We start from the raw sequence: 15,734 nt of genomic DNA, 5'->3' as shown, positions 1-15,734 counted from the left end.
TTCATGACACTATATGCTGCTATTGTACATATAGTGATTAACAATTCTGTTAACTGAACTATATATTATATTCGTAAATTAAAATGCAATGAATTGCTTATACTTAATTTAATAGAAATTAACCAGGCAGAATATGGATTATCTGCTTTTATCAGCCAATCTTGCATTACATAAACTGCCAAAAGTTATTCATAAAGAACCGGGCATATGCGCAAGTACAGGTCTTCGTGTGGCGGAGGATGTACTGAAGGTTGCGATTTGAGAGCGACGCTAAGCGCACCCGTGCTGGCATTTCGGCACTATCATATCTGGCCAACTACCATGTTAAAATCATAGCTGTACGCTCAGTGGGCCATTTTCATTACAGGAACTGGTGTTAAGCAGAATTCGGCTTCCATTAGTTTCGTGGGGGCCAACTGAACGAGAAGGCGAGTTGACATTTTCCATATATCCATTATTCTGGATATATGGAAAATGAAACAGCAATTTCTGCTCTTGCAGCCCTCGCCCAGTCTACAAGGCTTGATACTTTTCGACTGCTGGTGAAGCACGAACCTGATGGTATTCCCGCCGGTGCACTTGCGCGCATGCTGGATATTCCACAGAATACGATGTCTGCGCATTTAGCTACTTTGTCACGCTCAGGTCTTGTAAAGAGTGAACGCCAAAGCCGATCAATCATATATCGCGCCGATCTTGATCAGTTTCGAGAACTGACTCTTTTCATGATCAAGGATTGTTGTGGTGGCAACGTCCAGCTCTGCGCTCCACTCATCAAAGATTTAATGCCGTGTTGCGAGCCAGAGTCCGCCAAGCAATGACCGCGACGCCAGTGGTTCCCGCTCTCCTCTAACGAGCAGATACGATGACATATCAAGTTTATAACGTGCTCTTCTTGCGCGCGGGCAATTCCGCTCGCTCAGTTTTGGGCGAAATGCTCCTGAATACAAACAGTGAAGGGTGCTTCCGCGCCCAGTCGGCAGGATATCAACCAAAGAGAGACGTTCATCCTCTCGCAATCAAGGAAGCAGAAACATGTGGCCGCCCGACGCAGAACCTTACTGCGATAGACCACATGGCGCTTCAAATTAAACAGAAAGAGATTGGCGCCATGGCAGGTAACACCTATTCGAAATCGGAGAACAGCTGATGCCTATCTTCGAAAGATATCTAACTGTCTGGGTGGCGCTCTGCATCGTAGCCGGTGTTACCCTGGGGCATGTTTTTCCAGAATTTTTCCACATGCTTGGATCTGCAGAAGTGGCGAATGTCAACATTCCGGTAGCTGTGCTTATCTGGATGATGATTATACCCATGTTGTTGAAGATCGACTTCAGTGCACTGAAACAGATTACAGAGCACTGGCGGGGAATTGGCGTCACGCTGTTTATTAACTGGGCTGTGAAGCCATTTTCGATGGCTCTTCTCGGCTGGCTTTTTATCGGGTGGCTGTTTCGACCTTACCTGCCAGCTGACCAGATCGATTCATATATCGCTGGCCTTATCATTCTTGCGGCAGCGCCTTGCACGGCTATGGTCTTTGTCTGGTCCAATCTGACAAAGGGTGAACCACATTTTACGTTGTCTCAGGTAGCGCTTAACAATTCAATCATGGTCATAGCGTTCGCACCGATTGTAGGACTGCTGCTAGGCCTATCCGCTATTACGGTACCTTGGGACACGCTCATAATTTCGGTTGTCCTGTATATCCTCATACCTGTGACTGTCGCACAAATCCTTCGACGAAGCCTTCTGACAGGCGGCGGTCAACCGTCCCTGAATGGGCTATCAAGAGTTCTCCAGCCAATTTCCCTTGTGGCTCTCCTCGCCACATTGGTTTTGTTGTTCGGCTTTCAGGGAGAGCAGATCATCGCGCAACCAATGATCATTGGATTGCTGGCAGTGCCTATCCTTATTCAGGTCTACTTTAACTCCGGCCTCGCTTACATTCTGAACCGGGCCGTTGGTGAACAACATTGCGTCGCTGGCCCATCCGCACTGATTGGCGCATCGAATTTCTTTGAACTTGCTGTCGCAGCCGCAATTAGCCTGTTTGGCTTCTCGTCCGGTGCAGCACTTGCAACAGTCGTCGGCGTTCTCGTCGAAGTCCCTGTCATGCTCTCAGTTGTCTGGATCGTGAACCGTTCCAAGGGCTGGTACGAGTTCGGTGTCAATCAAAAGCCAGCTTCCGACACAGGGAAAAAACCATGACCGTTACAATTTTTCACAATCCCGAATGCGGCACATCTCGCAATACCCTAGCTATGATCAGGGCCAGCGGTGAAGAACCTGTCGTAATCGAATATGTGCAGAATCCGCCCTCGCGGGCAAGACTGGTCGAACTGTTAGCGGCAATGCAAATGGCACCCCGCCAACTGCTTCGCGAAAAGGGAACGCCCTATGCGGAGCTGGAGCTGTCCAATCCGAATTGGACGGATAGCGAGCTGATCAACTTCATGATTGCCTCTCCTATCCTGATCAATCGGCCAATCGTTGAAACTACACTTGGCACCAGACTTTGCCGTCCGTCAGAACTGGTTCTCGAAATTCTGGAGAATCCTGCTTCGTTATTCACCAAAGAAGACGGAAAACAAATCACATACGAAAGAGGGTCTCGCTGATATGGACTTGCCGAACCTCGCTCAGAACTCATTTGCTCTTCCTGATTTAGATGCACTGCACACCGACTTTCCAATCCATAAGCCGCGTATCCTGCTCCTCTATGGCTCTCTGCGGGAGCGGTCTTACAGCCGTTTTCTGACGCTTGAAGCACAGCGCCTGCTTGATGCCATGGGTGCGGAAACATACGTGTTTCACGCCAATGGACTCCCCCTGCCAGATGACGGCTCGCCCGATCATCCCAAGGTTAAGGAACTACGCGAAGCTATGCTATGGTCTGAAGGTCAGGTCTGGACCAGTCCTGAACGACATGGCGCCATGAGCGCGGTCATGAAATCGCAAATAGATTGGATTCCATTGCCAGGTGGGGCTGTACGTCCGACACAAGGCCGGACGCTGGCATTAATGCAGGTTTCTGGTGGATCGCAGAGCTTTAACGCCCTCAATCAAATGCGCATTCTGGGCCGTTGGATGCGTATGATAACAATTCCCAATCAATCATCGGTTGCCAGGGCATGGCAGGAATTCGACGATGCCGGTCGGATGAAGCCTTCTTCTTTCTACGACCGCGTCGTCGACGTTATGGAAGAAGTCATGAAATTCACGCTTCTGACACGAGGCATCTCAGACCATCTGACCGACCGTTACAGTGAGCGCAAGGAAGCAGCAGCTGAACTCGAAGGACGCGTATCGTTCAAATCAATATGAGTGTGGAGCGGTCTCCCAACACCAGCAATATCTACCTCATACTGATACTAAGTATCGGATGGGGCATCTTTACTGCTCATTCTGTATAATCGCGTCCGCGGTTTCATGCCTCAGGTATGAAAGAAAGATTGAGGCTATCTTATGTACAATAAGTTCAATTGTTATCAGACAGATGAAGCAGCGCGATTCAATTCGGGATATCGAATGTCCGTCTTTGTGTATCCAAACCCATGTGCCCAAACCCATGGCCCTGTTATGGGTCCATGGGTTTGTGAGGCTCTGGTGTTTGCTTTGTGGCTTTCCGCTCTGTTGAGTTCAAGTGACCGTTATGTCGGCCTTCTCACCATTTTGTTCTGAAGCCGATGGTTGCTTTGAGGGTGTAGCTGTCGGCGAAGTTGTTAAGCGATGTGTTGACTGAGCCTTCGCCAACGAGCGCGTATTTGTCGTCGGCCCAGGCATAGGTGCCACCAGCACCGATCCCGCCCCAGGTCTTGTCATTGTCGTTTGCAAGAGGAGTGCCGGCATAGTTCATCCGCGCATTGCCTGAGAACTCCTGATAGAGATTGGCAATGCCATAGACCGAGGTAGAGACTGCACGACCGTCGGAGCCTGCGAAGCGGTTAGCATAGCTTGCAGCCAGTCCCAGTCGCCCGATCAGGCTGTCGCCGTCATGATTGGAAATGCGCGCACCATAACTATCGGTAAAGGTGTCAAAATCAACAGACGACCAGGAGAGCTGGGCCTGCGGGGTCAGCGACCAGTTCTGGTCCATGGCAAAGCGCTGGCCCGCTTCAAGGCTTAGTGCATAGCCAAAGCCCTTGTTGCCATTGACAAGCGACCGGTTGACTGCATCGACATCAAGATTGCTGTCATACCAGTTGGCCTGCGCCTGAGCATCAAGATAGAAACCGGACGTTCCATACCAGGTAGCGATTGCTCCAATACCCCAGCCCTGAGTATTGATCTCACCGCTGCCATCGCCGGTCAGATTGTCGATGCTGGAATGCGCATTGCCATATTGCCCGGTGATGCCGGCAATGAGCTTGCCGTTCTCGTTCTCGAAGAACTGACCGTCAACACCGGCTTGCATGATGAAGGTATTGATGTCCTGATGCAGATCACCTGCCGTCGAACCGCTTTCCAGCCGGTTATGCGCGCCTTCGACACGACCCCAGATCGCAGCATTGCTGGTGGAGTCCGTCTGTGTTGTAGATTTTGTTGTCTGCTGGCCCAGATAGCGATCCCCCACCCGCTGTTGCAAGGTCGACAGATGATTGAGCGCCTGAAGCGTTGCGGTATAGGATTCATAGATGGGCGCTGCCGCACTGTAACGCGGACCCGTTGGCGTAGTCGGGTCAGTCGGATCTGTTGGGTTCGTCGGGTTTGTAGGATTGGTTGGATCTGTCGGGTTGGTCAGATTTGGCTTGGTGTTCTGGCTAACCAGATACCAGTTGCCATCATTGGGGCCCGCCTTACTGTTCTTCTGCAGCGTATAGGCATAGGCCGACGAGGTCATAATCGCCTGCTGTCCATCCTTGGTGGTGTAATCGCCATTCAATGTAAACGTGCCATTCGACTGACCGTTCACATCAACCACCTTGATGCCGTTGACCGTCTGAGCACCAAGACCACCACGATTGGTGACCTGAACCTTCGTGGTTCCTGATGTGTTGCCACCCACCTGAAGCCTGTCACTCACGGCATTATCGTTGGCCAACACCGTATTGATCGCAAGCGTGCCGCCATTGCCGGTGTAATTACCAGCTATGTTCAGCACGGTTCCACCGGTGCCGCCAAAATCAACAGTACCATTGTTGGAAAGCGCTGCCATATTGGTGGAGAACCCACCCAGATCAATGGCCGAGCCATCAGCCACCGAATAGGCCGATGCTCCGCTGAAGGCATCCTGTGCACCCTGAATGAGTTTTGCACCGGCAACGTTGGTATCACCCGAATAGGTGTTTGCGCCGTAAAGTGTCAGAGAGCTGGTGCTGGTCTGACTGAGTGTGAGGCCACCTGTGCCGGAGATCACGCCTGAGAAGTCATCATGCTGCGTCTGATTGAGGGTAAGCGTGCCTGACCCGAGTGTAATATCACCGTCGCCCACAGTCCCGCCTGCAAGTCCGCCGATTGTCTCATTGAAGTTCGCCAGATCAAGCTTTGCACCCGACCCGATCGCCACCATGCCAGTACCAAATGCCGTATCAGCAATACCAGCCTGCGCTATACCTTTCTCAACGCTCAACCCACCGGAGAAGCTGTTATCACCCGCAAAGGTCGTGGTCCCTTCACCACGCTGAACAACAGCACCTTCGCCACTAATGGCACCATCAAAAGTCACATCATCCGAGCGGTTGAAGGCGAGTGTACCGTGACCATACTGATCTTTGTCTACCAAAACATCGCCGAGAATACTGCCCGACGTGCTGCCATCGCCAAGCTGCACGATGCCTTCGCTTACTGTTGTACCGCCGGTGTAGGTATTCTCACCTGTCAGAACCAATGTACCGTAATCAATTTTCTTGAGGCCTTGGGTGCCAAGCAATTCTGAGCCGATTGTAGCTGTCATAGCAGCACCTTCTGGTGTGCCATCCCCCACGCGGATAGTTGGGGCATTAGCGCCAGTAAGAGTGAGACTTCCGTCATTCAGAACATAACCATCAACGGAAAATACCAGGCCCTGGGCTGTCAAAGCGCCGTCAGTGTCATCAAGAGTTACAGTGCCGGACTTATTGGTAAACAATGCATAATTGCCGTCAGCCCATACACCGTTTGTAGCTCCGCTTACAATTGTCCAATTGTTGTTTACAGCATTCCAAATGCCATCGCCGCCATCAACTTTGCCATTATCGTGATCGCCAGCAATACCACCATCCCAGCTATTATAGGCGACGACAGCTGTGTAGAAGAGATTGACCTGATTAGCTGTGTCCGTCTGAACAGCCATAGCATCTTTATTGGTACCGATGGGAACAGTGCCCAGCGTAAGAGTGTCGACGCCCTGAAGTGTGCCTGTATAATCAAAAATGCGATACAAACCCGGCCCGAAATCACCAATGTCCGTGACATTCAAGCTGCCACCAAGCGTTAAGTCGCCATTGACTTTGAACAATCCGACAGCATTTGGCGCCTGACCGAGAGAGGCATCAACAACACTTGTGCCGGATAAGGTCAGATTATTCTGGAAAGTCAGCACAGAGCCTTGCTTACCGATCAGAGTGCCACCATTAGCAATCGTGGTGACGCCGCCGATTGTGCCCGTACCAGCCAGACTGGCGCCAGCAGCAACCGTTACAGCACCGGAATTTGCATTACCGAGTGTGCCGCTGACGAATAGGCTGCCGCCTTCAACACCTGTGAGACCAGTGAAGACGCCGCTGTCACCACTCATGGTGAGAGCACCTCCGCCGAGCTTGCGCAAATCGCCTGCACCGCTGAGCGCACCGGTATATTCCGCGGCATCGGAGCGGTTGAAGATCACATGGGTATCATTGATGATGCTGCCATTCAGCGAGCCGGTCGTACCGCCACCGCCAATCTGCAAAGTGCCGGCTGTGACATTCGTCGTGCCGGTGAAGCCCGATCCATCACCTGTCAGCGTTGTAATACCGGTTAGCTGATTGATTGTACCAGAACCGGAAATCGCGGCCGACAGACCATATGCAGCATCCGTATAGTTGAAGTTGAGTGTGCCAGTACCTGCACCAAAATTAATAGCATCAGAATTCAACGTGCCCGCCGCAACAGCTGCCTCACCTGCGGCAGAACCGATACTGACAGCGCCGACTGAGCCTACCCGACGTGCAATATTGATTGTCGCAACATTAACTGTAGCGCGGTCGGAAATTGTCAAAGTTCCTGTTCCACTACTTCCGATTGCAACCGAGGAGGGGGCATTGGCAGGACCCCCATAAATACTCCAGACTGAACCTGCTCCAGTAACAAGAACATCTCCCTTGCCTGTCGTACCGTAACCGACACTCGTGGAAACAGAAGAGATCGTCATCACGCCGCCATCACTGATAGTGATAGACCCTGTGCCGAATCCGCCTATGTTTTGAGAAACATACGTATCATTCATATCCCCTGAGTTAAACAGGGAGCCTATTCCGCTCACCATTACAGAGCCAACAGATCCTTCATTCTCCCCGACAAATAAACCGACAGAATTACTAATAAAGTCTGTATCCAGTGAATATATTCCACCACCATTGGTTATGTTGAGTTCGCCCTTGCCGCTGTATCCTATAAACAGGTTTAATGATCCTGCTAAGCGTGAGTTGGCTCCGGATATATTTATCGTGCCGTTTCCGGTACTGCCTTGCCCCACAATATTATCGCTAATACTGTAAAATCTAGCTCCACCTGAAATGTTTAACTCACCCTTACCATCGCCTCCAACGATCACCGCCGCATTATTCAGTGATGGGACGACAAGATCGACAGTGGCCAATGGACCCGTTACATTCACGGTTCCATCAGCATCCGCGCCAACGCCTATGTAAAGCGTAATAGGATTTATAACTGAACCGGGGGGCATAGAAGTGTGACTGATACTCGCATTATTCAGCGTTAAAGTACCGACGCCTGTATTACCGACAATAATCCCCTCATTCAGCTTCCAGTTGGTAACGTTCGGCATAGGCGGCGTTGGTGTCACCTGACCTGTTGTGCTGATGATTTGACTCCTTGCAGAGTTTGGCAACGAGACTGCAATTGCTCCACTCATCGTCAACACAAGCATCGAGTTTCGCATAAGCTGCAACGGCGAAACCGATTGTCGAAGCAAGAATTTTGATTTTGTAAAGATGTCGAACTGCTTTGTATGACAAGCAGGTGAAATTGGTCTGTTGAAACGAAGATTTGAAGTCATAAAGGTCATCCTAAAAAGTGATAATCGAGCAGGACCTGCTGTCTGAATAGTAATGGCGTTGTGCCAAGTGGGTTTCGGCGGTGATTACGCTGGCAACTGGGCGATTGCCGCGAGCATTGCCGCAATCAGTCAGGGCTGCATCTGCACTCGTCAGATTGCGTGCTCCATCTCTGTCCAGAGTTCCCGCACGCGAGCCATCCAATGAATCATTTTTGAAAGCAGCCTGGGCGAAGGTCGACGACTGTCTGAAGAAAAGCAGCGCACTTGCATTGCGCCAATCCATCAGGATCATGAGCGGCTGCTCACCCTTCGCGATAGCGACAGGACAAACAGATAGCCGCCGCATATAGCTATGTTGAATAGTTGGAGCGCGTGGTGAGCAGATACTCTTAGCGTTGTCAGGCAAAACAAGCCCTTTCAAGTTTTGAACCGGAATAGTTTTCTCCTGAATGCGTGAGAGACAGCCTACTGGCGCCATCGCTACGTATTCAGACCATGCGTTCAAGTTATGCAGTTCTGCACAGGCGAAAAACCCAATGCCGTTTGAATCAGCTTCGCATCAAGCCGCCTCGAACAGGACTTGCAGCCCTACGCCACTCCCTATCGCCACCGTCAGTGTGGAAGGCACGGAAGTGTTGTTTATGGCTGCGCGATGGAAACGATCATTCAAAGCGATGTCGGTCATTCGGCCTCATGAAGTATTAATATCGTTAAAGTAGATATATTATTATTAAGATGTAGAAATATATAATCTATCTGAGTTCAGATTCGTATTTATCAGAAAACAATACACACTTCTATAGTTTATAATGTGCGAATATTATATCTTACATTAGTTTATTACATAATTATATTATTAGTATTTCGTGTTTAGCTACCTGGAAACAAAGAAGAAGGTTGCTTCAAAGAGGTAACCCCCTTTCATATTGACGTCTTCATATTTCCAGAAAATATCTCTCGATAATGTGAGGCCGCTTGATCCCCAGGCATCGTCTAAGGCGTGCTTCAGATGGCAGTAGCTCGCTAACAAGATGTGGAATGGCGGCAACGCGGCCAATCACAATACTGGTCATATCGATGGCGGTGATGGCATTTGGAATAGGGACGACTAAGCACAATTAGGTGGCACGGCGGGCACCATAAGATTATTTTACAACAAAAATTCGGACACTTTTATGCGTGTCAATCTCACTGCAAATCTGATGGGCAGGTGTTTACCGTGCTGCAGGCTGGCTTTCTGACATTTCGCCATCAAGGCTGATCCAGAAGGTTCCCTCTATCGGCACCGCCATGAAACGCCGATTGATCTCTGCAAGCGTTGCATCGGGATCAATGTCCGCAAAAATTCCGGGATGCGCCCATTTAGCAAAGCACTCGAAAATAAGAACATTAAGCGCTGAAATTGACAGCTGATGGGATATCCCGAAAGCGCGCTTTTCTCGTACCGCCGTAAGATTGCTGCGGACACTGTTGAGAACGACATTGCGAAGTGAGGCAAGCGCAGTTTCTCGGGAAACCCCACCTCCCACAATCAAACTCGTTTCCGCCGAAAGATTTGGCGCACCCGTAGCGATATACACTTGCGGGTCGGTTTCAAGCACATATTCCGGATTTAGCTTACCCTCATAGCCCGAGACGGCATCTGCCCCGATACTCACAGCGCCCGCCAAAGCAATATTTTGTGTCATGCGATTGTTTCGTCCGGGCGTCGAGCAGCATGTGGCATTCGCAAAACCATCGACCAGCACCTTTGGGCGATCTGCAACATTCTTCAATCGCTCAGTAATCGCCCTATAATGCGATCTCACGAACTCAGTATATTCCGCCGCTTGAGTGTCACGTCCAACCGTCTTGCCAAGCAGCTCGATGGAAAACGCCATTGCTTCCAAAGGGTCCCGCTTGTCATTGACCGGCCCGTCAAGAAAGATCACAGGTATTCCCGCCGCGTCGAGCAAAGCGACCGTATTCTCCCAGCCCGCCTGCCACTGATTGATCACAAAAAGATCAGGCGAAGCGCTGAGGATGCTTTCGACCGAAGTATCAGCTGGCTGTAAAGCGCCAACCGTCGGGATATTGTCGATCTCAGGGAAGCGTTGACGGAAGGCGGCATACATTCCTCTGTCTATCCTCTGCGGATTAGCCCAGCCTGCAATCCTTGAAATCGGATCACTATCGATCAGGGACAATGACAGAAGAAGCAGGCTTTCATTGAAAACAATTCGTTTCGCCGGAGCTTCCAACCGGACATGCCGCCCGGCCGCATCTTCGATAACAATCTGGGCCTCGGCCTGTCGAACGCCTCCCGCAAAGCCGGTCAAAAGACCAATTGACAGAACGCCAATGACGATCATTATTCGGGTGCAAGTTGCTTGGGCAGTGACGCGGAACTGTATCACCAGCTGTATTTCAGGCTGGCGTTGACCGCACGTCCTGCTCCGTAGTTGCAGCTGCCGCCCGTGTCGTTAAGACAATGCGAGACATATTTCCGATCAAACAGATTGGTCGCATTAACGCGTAGTGTCATGCCGTCAAGCTCCCTTTTGACTTGACCGAAATCAACTTCGACACCTAGATCAACCAACGTTTGTCCGGGAATACGTAGTTTATCCAGATATTTGCTGTCAGTCTGATATGAAGACCAGCCGCGCACGCCTGCACTGACGGAAAGACCAGCCGCCCAGATAGGGCTGTATTTGACCCAGACATTTGCCTGATGTTCTGGCAAGCGGAGGATTTCACGGCCTCGTTCAACCGCCAGATTGGATTCCAGGACCTCTGAATCCGAGTATGCATAGGACCCAAGGAGTTCAATCTCGCGTGTCAGTTCGTATTTGCCTTCAATCTCGATGCCACGAACCCGTTGCTTTCCAGACTGGATATAGCCAGTCTGTATACCAGTCGTGAGAAATGGCGTCAGGGCGTTTTTAATATCGAGATTGTAGAATGAAACGGCAATCATGGCATTGGTGCCGACCGGTTCATATTTCAGCCCCACCTCGAACTGTCCGGCTCTCTGGGCTTTGTAGGGCTGATCGAACGCATCAACACCAAGCAAAGGCGTGAATGTCGTCGAATAGCTCACATAGGGAGCAAAGCCGTTATCAAACAGATAGGTCAGTCCGGCACGCCCTGAAATCTGGCCTTCTCTGTTCTCAACAAACGCTTTGTCTGGCTTCGCCCGACGGTTATAGGTCGAAATTTCCGAGCGGTCGTAACGCAGTCCCAGGGTGCCGACCCAGCGGTCATAACGTATTTGATCCTGCACATAGACCCCGACCTGTTGCTGCTTCTGCAATGCAGAAGTCGTATAGGCGGGATAGGGAATAGATACACCACCATACACAGGATTGAGGTAGTCAATCGGAGGCACGCCCGCAGTCATGTTGCCGAAATTGCGGTCAGAAGTCGCGCGCAGATATTCGAGGCCGAAAAGCATCGTGTGATCAAGTTCGCCAGTATTGAAACGTGCTTCGGCCTGGGTATCGACGCTAAACGATGTCAACGTATCGTCAGATGCGCCTGACGCCCGATTAAGCGTATGTCCGTCTGGCTGATAGGCGAAAGCAGGATTGACCAGAACGAGAAACATGTCTTGTGTAGATCGGCTATAGCGCAGGTTCTGTCTGATGCTCCAGGTTTCATTGAAGTCATGGGAAAACTCATAGCCAAGCGTGTAGAAATCCCGATTGAACTCATTCGCTTCCGGATCACCCAGATAGAGATCACGCGGTATCTGGCCATGTGGATTGGGAAGCAATGTCCCCACTGCAGGATAGAACCGCGGATTGAAGATTGCCCGGTCACGCTGGTAATAACCAGATAGCGTCAGCGAGGTGTCTGTGGATGGGCTCCAGGTCAGGCTCGGTGCAAACATCAGAGCACGATCACGTTCCTGATCAATCTGTGTATGCATATTGCGCCATTGACCCACAAACCGGTATTGCCAATCACCATCTTTCGTAACTGGGCCGGTTGAATCCACCGAGGTCTGGATGCCGCCAAAGGCAGATGTGCCAATTACGACCTCATTACGGGGTGTCGCCTGCGGACGCTTGCTCACGTAATTCACAAGACCGCCAGGCATCGTGCGTCCATAAAGCACGGAGGCTGGCCCTTTGATTACTTCAATTCTTTCGAGCGCGTAGGGATTCACGCTCGGCGTTGCATAGCTGCTCGGATCCCCCGGAAGCGCAAGGCCGTCCATCCAAATTGTGCCATAGGTGTTGTAGCCACGGATATGAATCCAGTCATATCGTATGTCGTAACCGTTTGCTTCAGAGAGAACTCCGGGGGTGTACCGCAAAGCCTGTGGAACTGTGTCAGCGCCTTGATCATCCATCTGCTGGCGGGTCACAACACTCACAGCCTGAGGCGTTTCCAACAGCGATGTATTGGTTTTAGAGGCAGCCTTACTGCGTTTGGCTACAACTGAATTATCCGGCCCAACAGGACTTTCACCATCTCCATTGATCGTGATGGTGCCAAGTACCGTCGGGCTGGCTGTCTGTTCCTGAGATAATGCTGATCCAGATGAATGAATCCCGATCACTGTTGAAATGATGAGGAGGGACGCAAGCCGGGCGCATATTCCGTTCGATCCTTTACGGGTGCCCCACTGCCAGACGATTACATACTTCACGAAAGCCCCATCCCTCTGATGCGATGACAGATCGTTCAATTTCAGCCAACTCATATAGTCGACCGAATTAAACTTGACCTACAAATTCATATTAATATACGATTACGCAATGGATGATCCTGTCTGCAAGTAGCCAAGCTTTGGCAGAAACAGAAAAATCTTTGTCAAAGGCGCAAAGAGCTCTGGAAGCTTCTGTGCAGAAATACCGGGGGCAACATTGACGATATTCACAGTCGTCTCACGGCTTGAAATCATGAAAGCCTCAACGGCACCTGAAAGACTTTTTACATGAGCGCGCCCGAGACATCACAAAATCCAACAATGAAACCCGGAACCACAAAACTGCGGGTCTGCGATTTTCTGCAACGTCAAGGCGTCACACTGGACAGCCCAGACGATACGCTTTCACCAGAGGATACACTAATTGAGGGCCAGTTCATTCATCAGGAATTGCGCAGCGGCCTTTTCCTGCATGTGAGTGATGCTCTTGAAGAACGGCCATTCACAGCGACCTCCCATTTATCTGCCGGCCTGTCTTGCATCTTTTTTCTTGATGGTGCCGTGGACATGAAAATGGGTGACAAGGCATTTCATTTCGAAGGTGCCCGGATGGGCATTGTCGAGGGAACTGCAATTATGAATGCCCGCCCCGAGAGTTTTCAACGCAGATCCTGCGGAAGTCAAAGACTGCGGCATCTGGTGGTCACAGCATCACCGGAATGGCTCGACATGGAAGGCCTTGAGGCGAGCGGCACAAGTCCAAAGTTTTTCAACAATCATCTCGCCAGCCAACGCTGGACCGTAATGCCTCGCGCAATAGAACTGCTTCATCAGATCGTAGCGCCCTCACCTTTGACGCCATCTTTGCGAAAGTTGTTTCTGGAAAGCCGCGCGGTTGAGATTATCGCCGAGGCGCTTTCAGCTATTACCCAGACATCACCCGACGATTCAACCAGTCGCCTGTTAACACGGCAGGATGGCTTACGCCTTGCGCGTGCAAAAGAGTTCATTACTGCCAATCTGGCGACTTCGTTAAATGTACCCATTATTGCGCGCGCAGCAGGCATTAATGCGAGCGGACTTCAACATCTGTTTCAAATTTGTGAAGGCTCAAGTGTTTTCGAATACATCCGTAAAATAAGGCTCGAGAGCGCTTATGAGGCTTTGGTGTCGAGAGAAGTCAGTATTTCGACGGCCAGTATCCTTGCTGGCTACTCAAGCCCAGAGAATTTTACGACCGCCTTTCGGCGTCAATTTCACATCACACCGCGGCAGCTTCTGAAAAACCATTAAGGCCTCGCCGTGCAGCGCCGGTGATAAGAGGTGCCAGATAAAAATCCGCCGAAATCATCGGCGGATTTATCACTGATTTTAATTTCTTGCTGCAACGACCACGACTTCAATCAACCGCTTCGGATCGCCAAGATCAGCCACTCCTATGGTAGCGCGGGAAGGCAGATCATCCCCGTCGAGCCATTCAAGCCAGGCTTCGTTCATTTCTTCCTTTTTTGTCATGTCACTCAGATATATGCGGGCAGAGACAAGCTGCGTTTTATCAGAACCACACTCCGCCAGGACTCCGTCCAGCTTGACGCATATCTGTTGCGTCTGTTCTTTCATGCCGAGCGAAATGTCGGTTGCCGCATGACCGCCCACAAAGATCAAACCGTTATGTTCAACTGCTGCATGCATGATGCGATGCTTCCGGTAACGAGTTACCATGACTATACCTCTCTTACAGGTTCATTTATTGGGTAGTGAGGATGTTACGCTGGCGCATAAACTCCAAGATCGATGCCAAGTGGTGCATCGGTCAGCAAATCCGCCAGCAGCTTGCCAGCAAATGGTCCTATGGTGAGCCCTGCGGCACCAAGTCCATTTCCCACGGTAAGTCCGGCAATACCCGGAACACGACCCAGAATGGGCTTCGCGTTCCTGGATGTCGGACGGAAGCCAATCCGCGTCTCGATATGCGTTGCGTTAGCGAGCCCCGGCGCCACTGCGAGCCCGGCATTGAGCACTTCAGCTTCACCGCCTGCCGTCACACGGTAATCAAAACCAGAATTGTCCTCACGCGTTGCGCCGATAACCACACGGGAATCGTCAAAAGCCAACAGATAATGGCTCCCCATCGGCAGAAGCACCGGCCAGTTCGAAGTCTGAACGCCCGGCAGACGGAGATGAATGATCTGCCCTTTCTGCGGCTCGACTGGATGGCTAAGACCAAGCGGGTCTAGAATCTGTGACGCCCATGCCCCAGCCGTCACAACGATTTCATCGGCCTCAAACAAAGTGCCGTCGCTGGCAATGCAGACCGGCTTTCCTTCTCTCAAGGAGAGCGTAACACGGTCCTGTCTGACTTTAGCGCCAAGAGATACGGCGGCGCGCAACATGGCTGCTGCCAGCAACCGGGCATCCACACGAGCAGCGCCAGGAATGAATATTGCTTCCATCCCCTCTCGCAAAGGTGGAAATTTTGCGCGTGCTGCTGCCGAGTTTAAATGTTCAACCACGCCCGCTTCTGGAACATTTGCAACGCGATGAGCAATGCGTTGAGCTGCAGCGTCAAATTCCTGCCTGTCTTCCGCAACGACTAATGCGCCAACCTTGCCGTAGCCCAGGTCAGTTTCGCCAAAGGATTTAAGACCTTCCACCAATGTTGCATAATAGGCAGCACCGGCGGCATACATGTCGTAAAAAGCGCCGTCCTCGAGCTTGGTTGCCCATGGGCACACGATGCCTGCTCCAGCAAGCGTGGCTTTACCTTCATGCTGGGCATCAATAATTTCAACATCGATACCCTTCCGGGCGAGATGGTAGGCGGTGCTTGCACCAAGTATACCCGCACCGATAATCAGAACTTTCATATTCGCTCCCATGCAAATGCGCAATTTC

The 15,734-nt window shown here is 51.1% G+C and carries 13 protein-coding genes; 6 read left to right on the top strand and 7 right to left on the bottom strand.

The features are described from left to right. The first annotated feature begins 467 nt into the window (after positions 1 to 467). Genes CEV32_RS15065 through arsH form a run of 5 tightly spaced genes read left to right on the top strand, consistent with a single transcriptional unit; the run spans position 468 to position 3,327 of the window. Positions 468 to 821: an ArsR/SmtB family transcription factor gene (locus CEV32_RS15065; RefSeq protein ID WP_094577949.1), complete on the top strand. Its 354-nt coding sequence runs from the start codon at positions 468 to 470 to the stop codon at positions 819 to 821. A gap of 44 nt (positions 822 to 865) precedes the next feature. Beyond that, the gene (locus tag CEV32_RS15060; protein ID WP_094577948.1) at positions 866 to 1,150 is read left to right on the top strand and encodes a low molecular weight phosphatase family protein; all 285 of its coding nucleotides are present in this window, start codon (positions 866 to 868) and stop codon (positions 1,148 to 1,150) included. Continuing rightward, complete coding sequence (gene arsB / locus CEV32_RS15055; protein ID WP_094577947.1) at positions 1,150 to 2,211, top strand: ACR3 family arsenite efflux transporter; 1,062 nt, start codon at positions 1,150 to 1,152, stop codon at positions 2,209 to 2,211. Before CEV32_RS15060 ends, arsB begins: the two co-directional genes overlap by 1 nt. Continuing rightward, positions 2,208 to 2,621, top strand: coding sequence for an arsenate reductase (glutaredoxin) (arsC, locus tag CEV32_RS15050; RefSeq protein ID WP_094577946.1), 414 nt, complete (start codon positions 2,208 to 2,210; stop codon positions 2,619 to 2,621). The genes arsB and arsC overlap by 4 nt, the downstream gene beginning before the upstream one ends. Position 2,622: 1 nt before the next feature. Beyond that, positions 2,623 to 3,327 (top strand): arsenical resistance protein ArsH, encoded by a 705-nt coding sequence (arsH, locus tag CEV32_RS15045; protein WP_094577945.1) that lies wholly within the window; start codon positions 2,623 to 2,625, stop codon positions 3,325 to 3,327. A gap of 340 nt (positions 3,328 to 3,667) precedes the next feature. Here arsH and CEV32_RS15040 read toward each other — a convergent pair whose 3' ends face one another. From CEV32_RS15040 to CEV32_RS23715, 5 genes are all read right to left on the bottom strand, one after another. Further along, the gene (locus CEV32_RS15040) at positions 3,668 to 8,071 is read right to left on the bottom strand and encodes an autotransporter outer membrane beta-barrel domain-containing protein (protein ID WP_167382809.1); all 4,404 of its coding nucleotides are present in this window, start codon (positions 8,069 to 8,071) and stop codon (positions 3,668 to 3,670) included. 139 nt (positions 8,072 to 8,210) lie between these two features. After that, entirely contained in the window at positions 8,211 to 8,546 is a 336-nt protein-coding gene (locus tag CEV32_RS15035) for a hypothetical protein (protein ID WP_143128835.1), read from the bottom strand. Positions 8,547 to 9,414: 868 nt separating this feature from the next. Further along, positions 9,415 to 10,551, bottom strand: coding sequence for an ABC transporter substrate-binding protein (locus CEV32_RS15030; protein ID WP_094577942.1), 1,137 nt, complete (start codon positions 10,549 to 10,551; stop codon positions 9,415 to 9,417). A gap of 41 nt (positions 10,552 to 10,592) precedes the next feature. Further along, a complete protein-coding gene (locus CEV32_RS15025; RefSeq protein ID WP_094577941.1) occupies positions 10,593 to 12,893 on the bottom strand; it encodes a TonB-dependent siderophore receptor in 2,301 nt (766 codons plus the stop codon). Positions 12,894 to 12,941: 48 nt separating this feature from the next. Further along, positions 12,942 to 13,094 carry a hypothetical protein gene (locus CEV32_RS23715; RefSeq protein ID WP_167382808.1) on the bottom strand — a complete coding sequence of 51 codons (153 nt, stop codon included), beginning with the start codon at positions 13,092 to 13,094 and terminating at the stop codon, positions 12,942 to 12,944. Positions 13,095 to 13,160: 66 nt separating this feature from the next. Between CEV32_RS23715 and CEV32_RS15020 the strand changes: the two genes are divergently transcribed. Further along, entirely contained in the window at positions 13,161 to 14,132 is a 972-nt protein-coding gene (locus tag CEV32_RS15020) for a helix-turn-helix domain-containing protein (RefSeq protein WP_167382807.1), read from the top strand. A gap of 78 nt (positions 14,133 to 14,210) precedes the next feature. Here CEV32_RS15020 and CEV32_RS15015 read toward each other — a convergent pair whose 3' ends face one another. Both CEV32_RS15015 and CEV32_RS15010 read right to left on the bottom strand, forming a co-directional pair. Then, entirely contained in the window at positions 14,211 to 14,531 is a 321-nt protein-coding gene (locus CEV32_RS15015) for a RidA family protein (protein ID WP_374883582.1), read from the bottom strand. A 74-nt stretch (positions 14,532 to 14,605) separates the two neighbouring features. Continuing rightward, on the bottom strand, positions 14,606 to 15,706 hold the full coding sequence (locus CEV32_RS15010) for an NAD(P)/FAD-dependent oxidoreductase (protein WP_094577953.1): 1,101 nt from the start codon (positions 15,704 to 15,706) through the stop codon (positions 14,606 to 14,608). Between the last annotated feature and the right edge of the window lie 28 nt (positions 15,707 to 15,734).

Origin of the sequence: Brucella rhizosphaerae, from assembly GCF_002252475.1 — a bacterium.
GTDB lineage: Bacteria > Pseudomonadota > Alphaproteobacteria > Rhizobiales > Rhizobiaceae > Brucella > Brucella rhizosphaerae.
Note: the sequence above shows the minus strand (reverse complement) of the source record. Positions and strands in the feature narration are given on the sequence as shown.

What these genes read in the sequence shown, in the direction of transcription:
- CEV32_RS15035 (WP_143128835.1), bottom strand. Translation starts at nt 8,546, where the DNA reads ATGCGGCGGCTATCTGTTTGTCCTGTCGCTATCGCGAAGGGTGAGCAG.
- CEV32_RS15030 (WP_094577942.1), bottom strand. Translation starts at nt 10,551, where the DNA reads ATGATCGTCATTGGCGTTCTGTCAATTGGTCTTTTGACCGGCTTTGCG.
- arsH (WP_094577945.1), top strand. Translation starts at nt 2,623, where the DNA reads ATGGACTTGCCGAACCTCGCTCAGAACTCATTTGCTCTTCCTGATTTA.
- CEV32_RS15060 (WP_094577948.1), top strand. Translation starts at nt 866, where the DNA reads ATGACATATCAAGTTTATAACGTGCTCTTCTTGCGCGCGGGCAATTCC.
- CEV32_RS23715 (WP_167382808.1), bottom strand. Translation starts at nt 13,094, where the DNA reads ATGATTTCAAGCCGTGAGACGACTGTGAATATCGTCAATGTTGCCCCC.
- CEV32_RS15020 (WP_167382807.1), top strand. Translation starts at nt 13,161, where the DNA reads ATGAAACCCGGAACCACAAAACTGCGGGTCTGCGATTTTCTGCAACGT.
- CEV32_RS15025 (WP_094577941.1), bottom strand. Translation starts at nt 12,893, where the DNA reads ATGAGTTGGCTGAAATTGAACGATCTGTCATCGCATCAGAGGGATGGG.
- arsC (WP_094577946.1), top strand. Translation starts at nt 2,208, where the DNA reads ATGACCGTTACAATTTTTCACAATCCCGAATGCGGCACATCTCGCAAT.
- CEV32_RS15040 (WP_167382809.1), bottom strand. Translation starts at nt 8,071, where the DNA reads ATGCTTGTGTTGACGATGAGTGGAGCAATTGCAGTCTCGTTGCCAAAC.
- CEV32_RS15065 (WP_094577949.1), top strand. Translation starts at nt 468, where the DNA reads ATGGAAAATGAAACAGCAATTTCTGCTCTTGCAGCCCTCGCCCAGTCT.
- CEV32_RS15015 (WP_374883582.1), bottom strand. Translation starts at nt 14,531, where the DNA reads ATGCATGCAGCAGTTGAACATAACGGTTTGATCTTTGTGGGCGGTCAT.
- CEV32_RS15010 (WP_094577953.1), bottom strand. Translation starts at nt 15,706, where the DNA reads ATGAAAGTTCTGATTATCGGTGCGGGTATACTTGGTGCAAGCACCGCC.
- arsB (WP_094577947.1), top strand. Translation starts at nt 1,150, where the DNA reads ATGCCTATCTTCGAAAGATATCTAACTGTCTGGGTGGCGCTCTGCATC.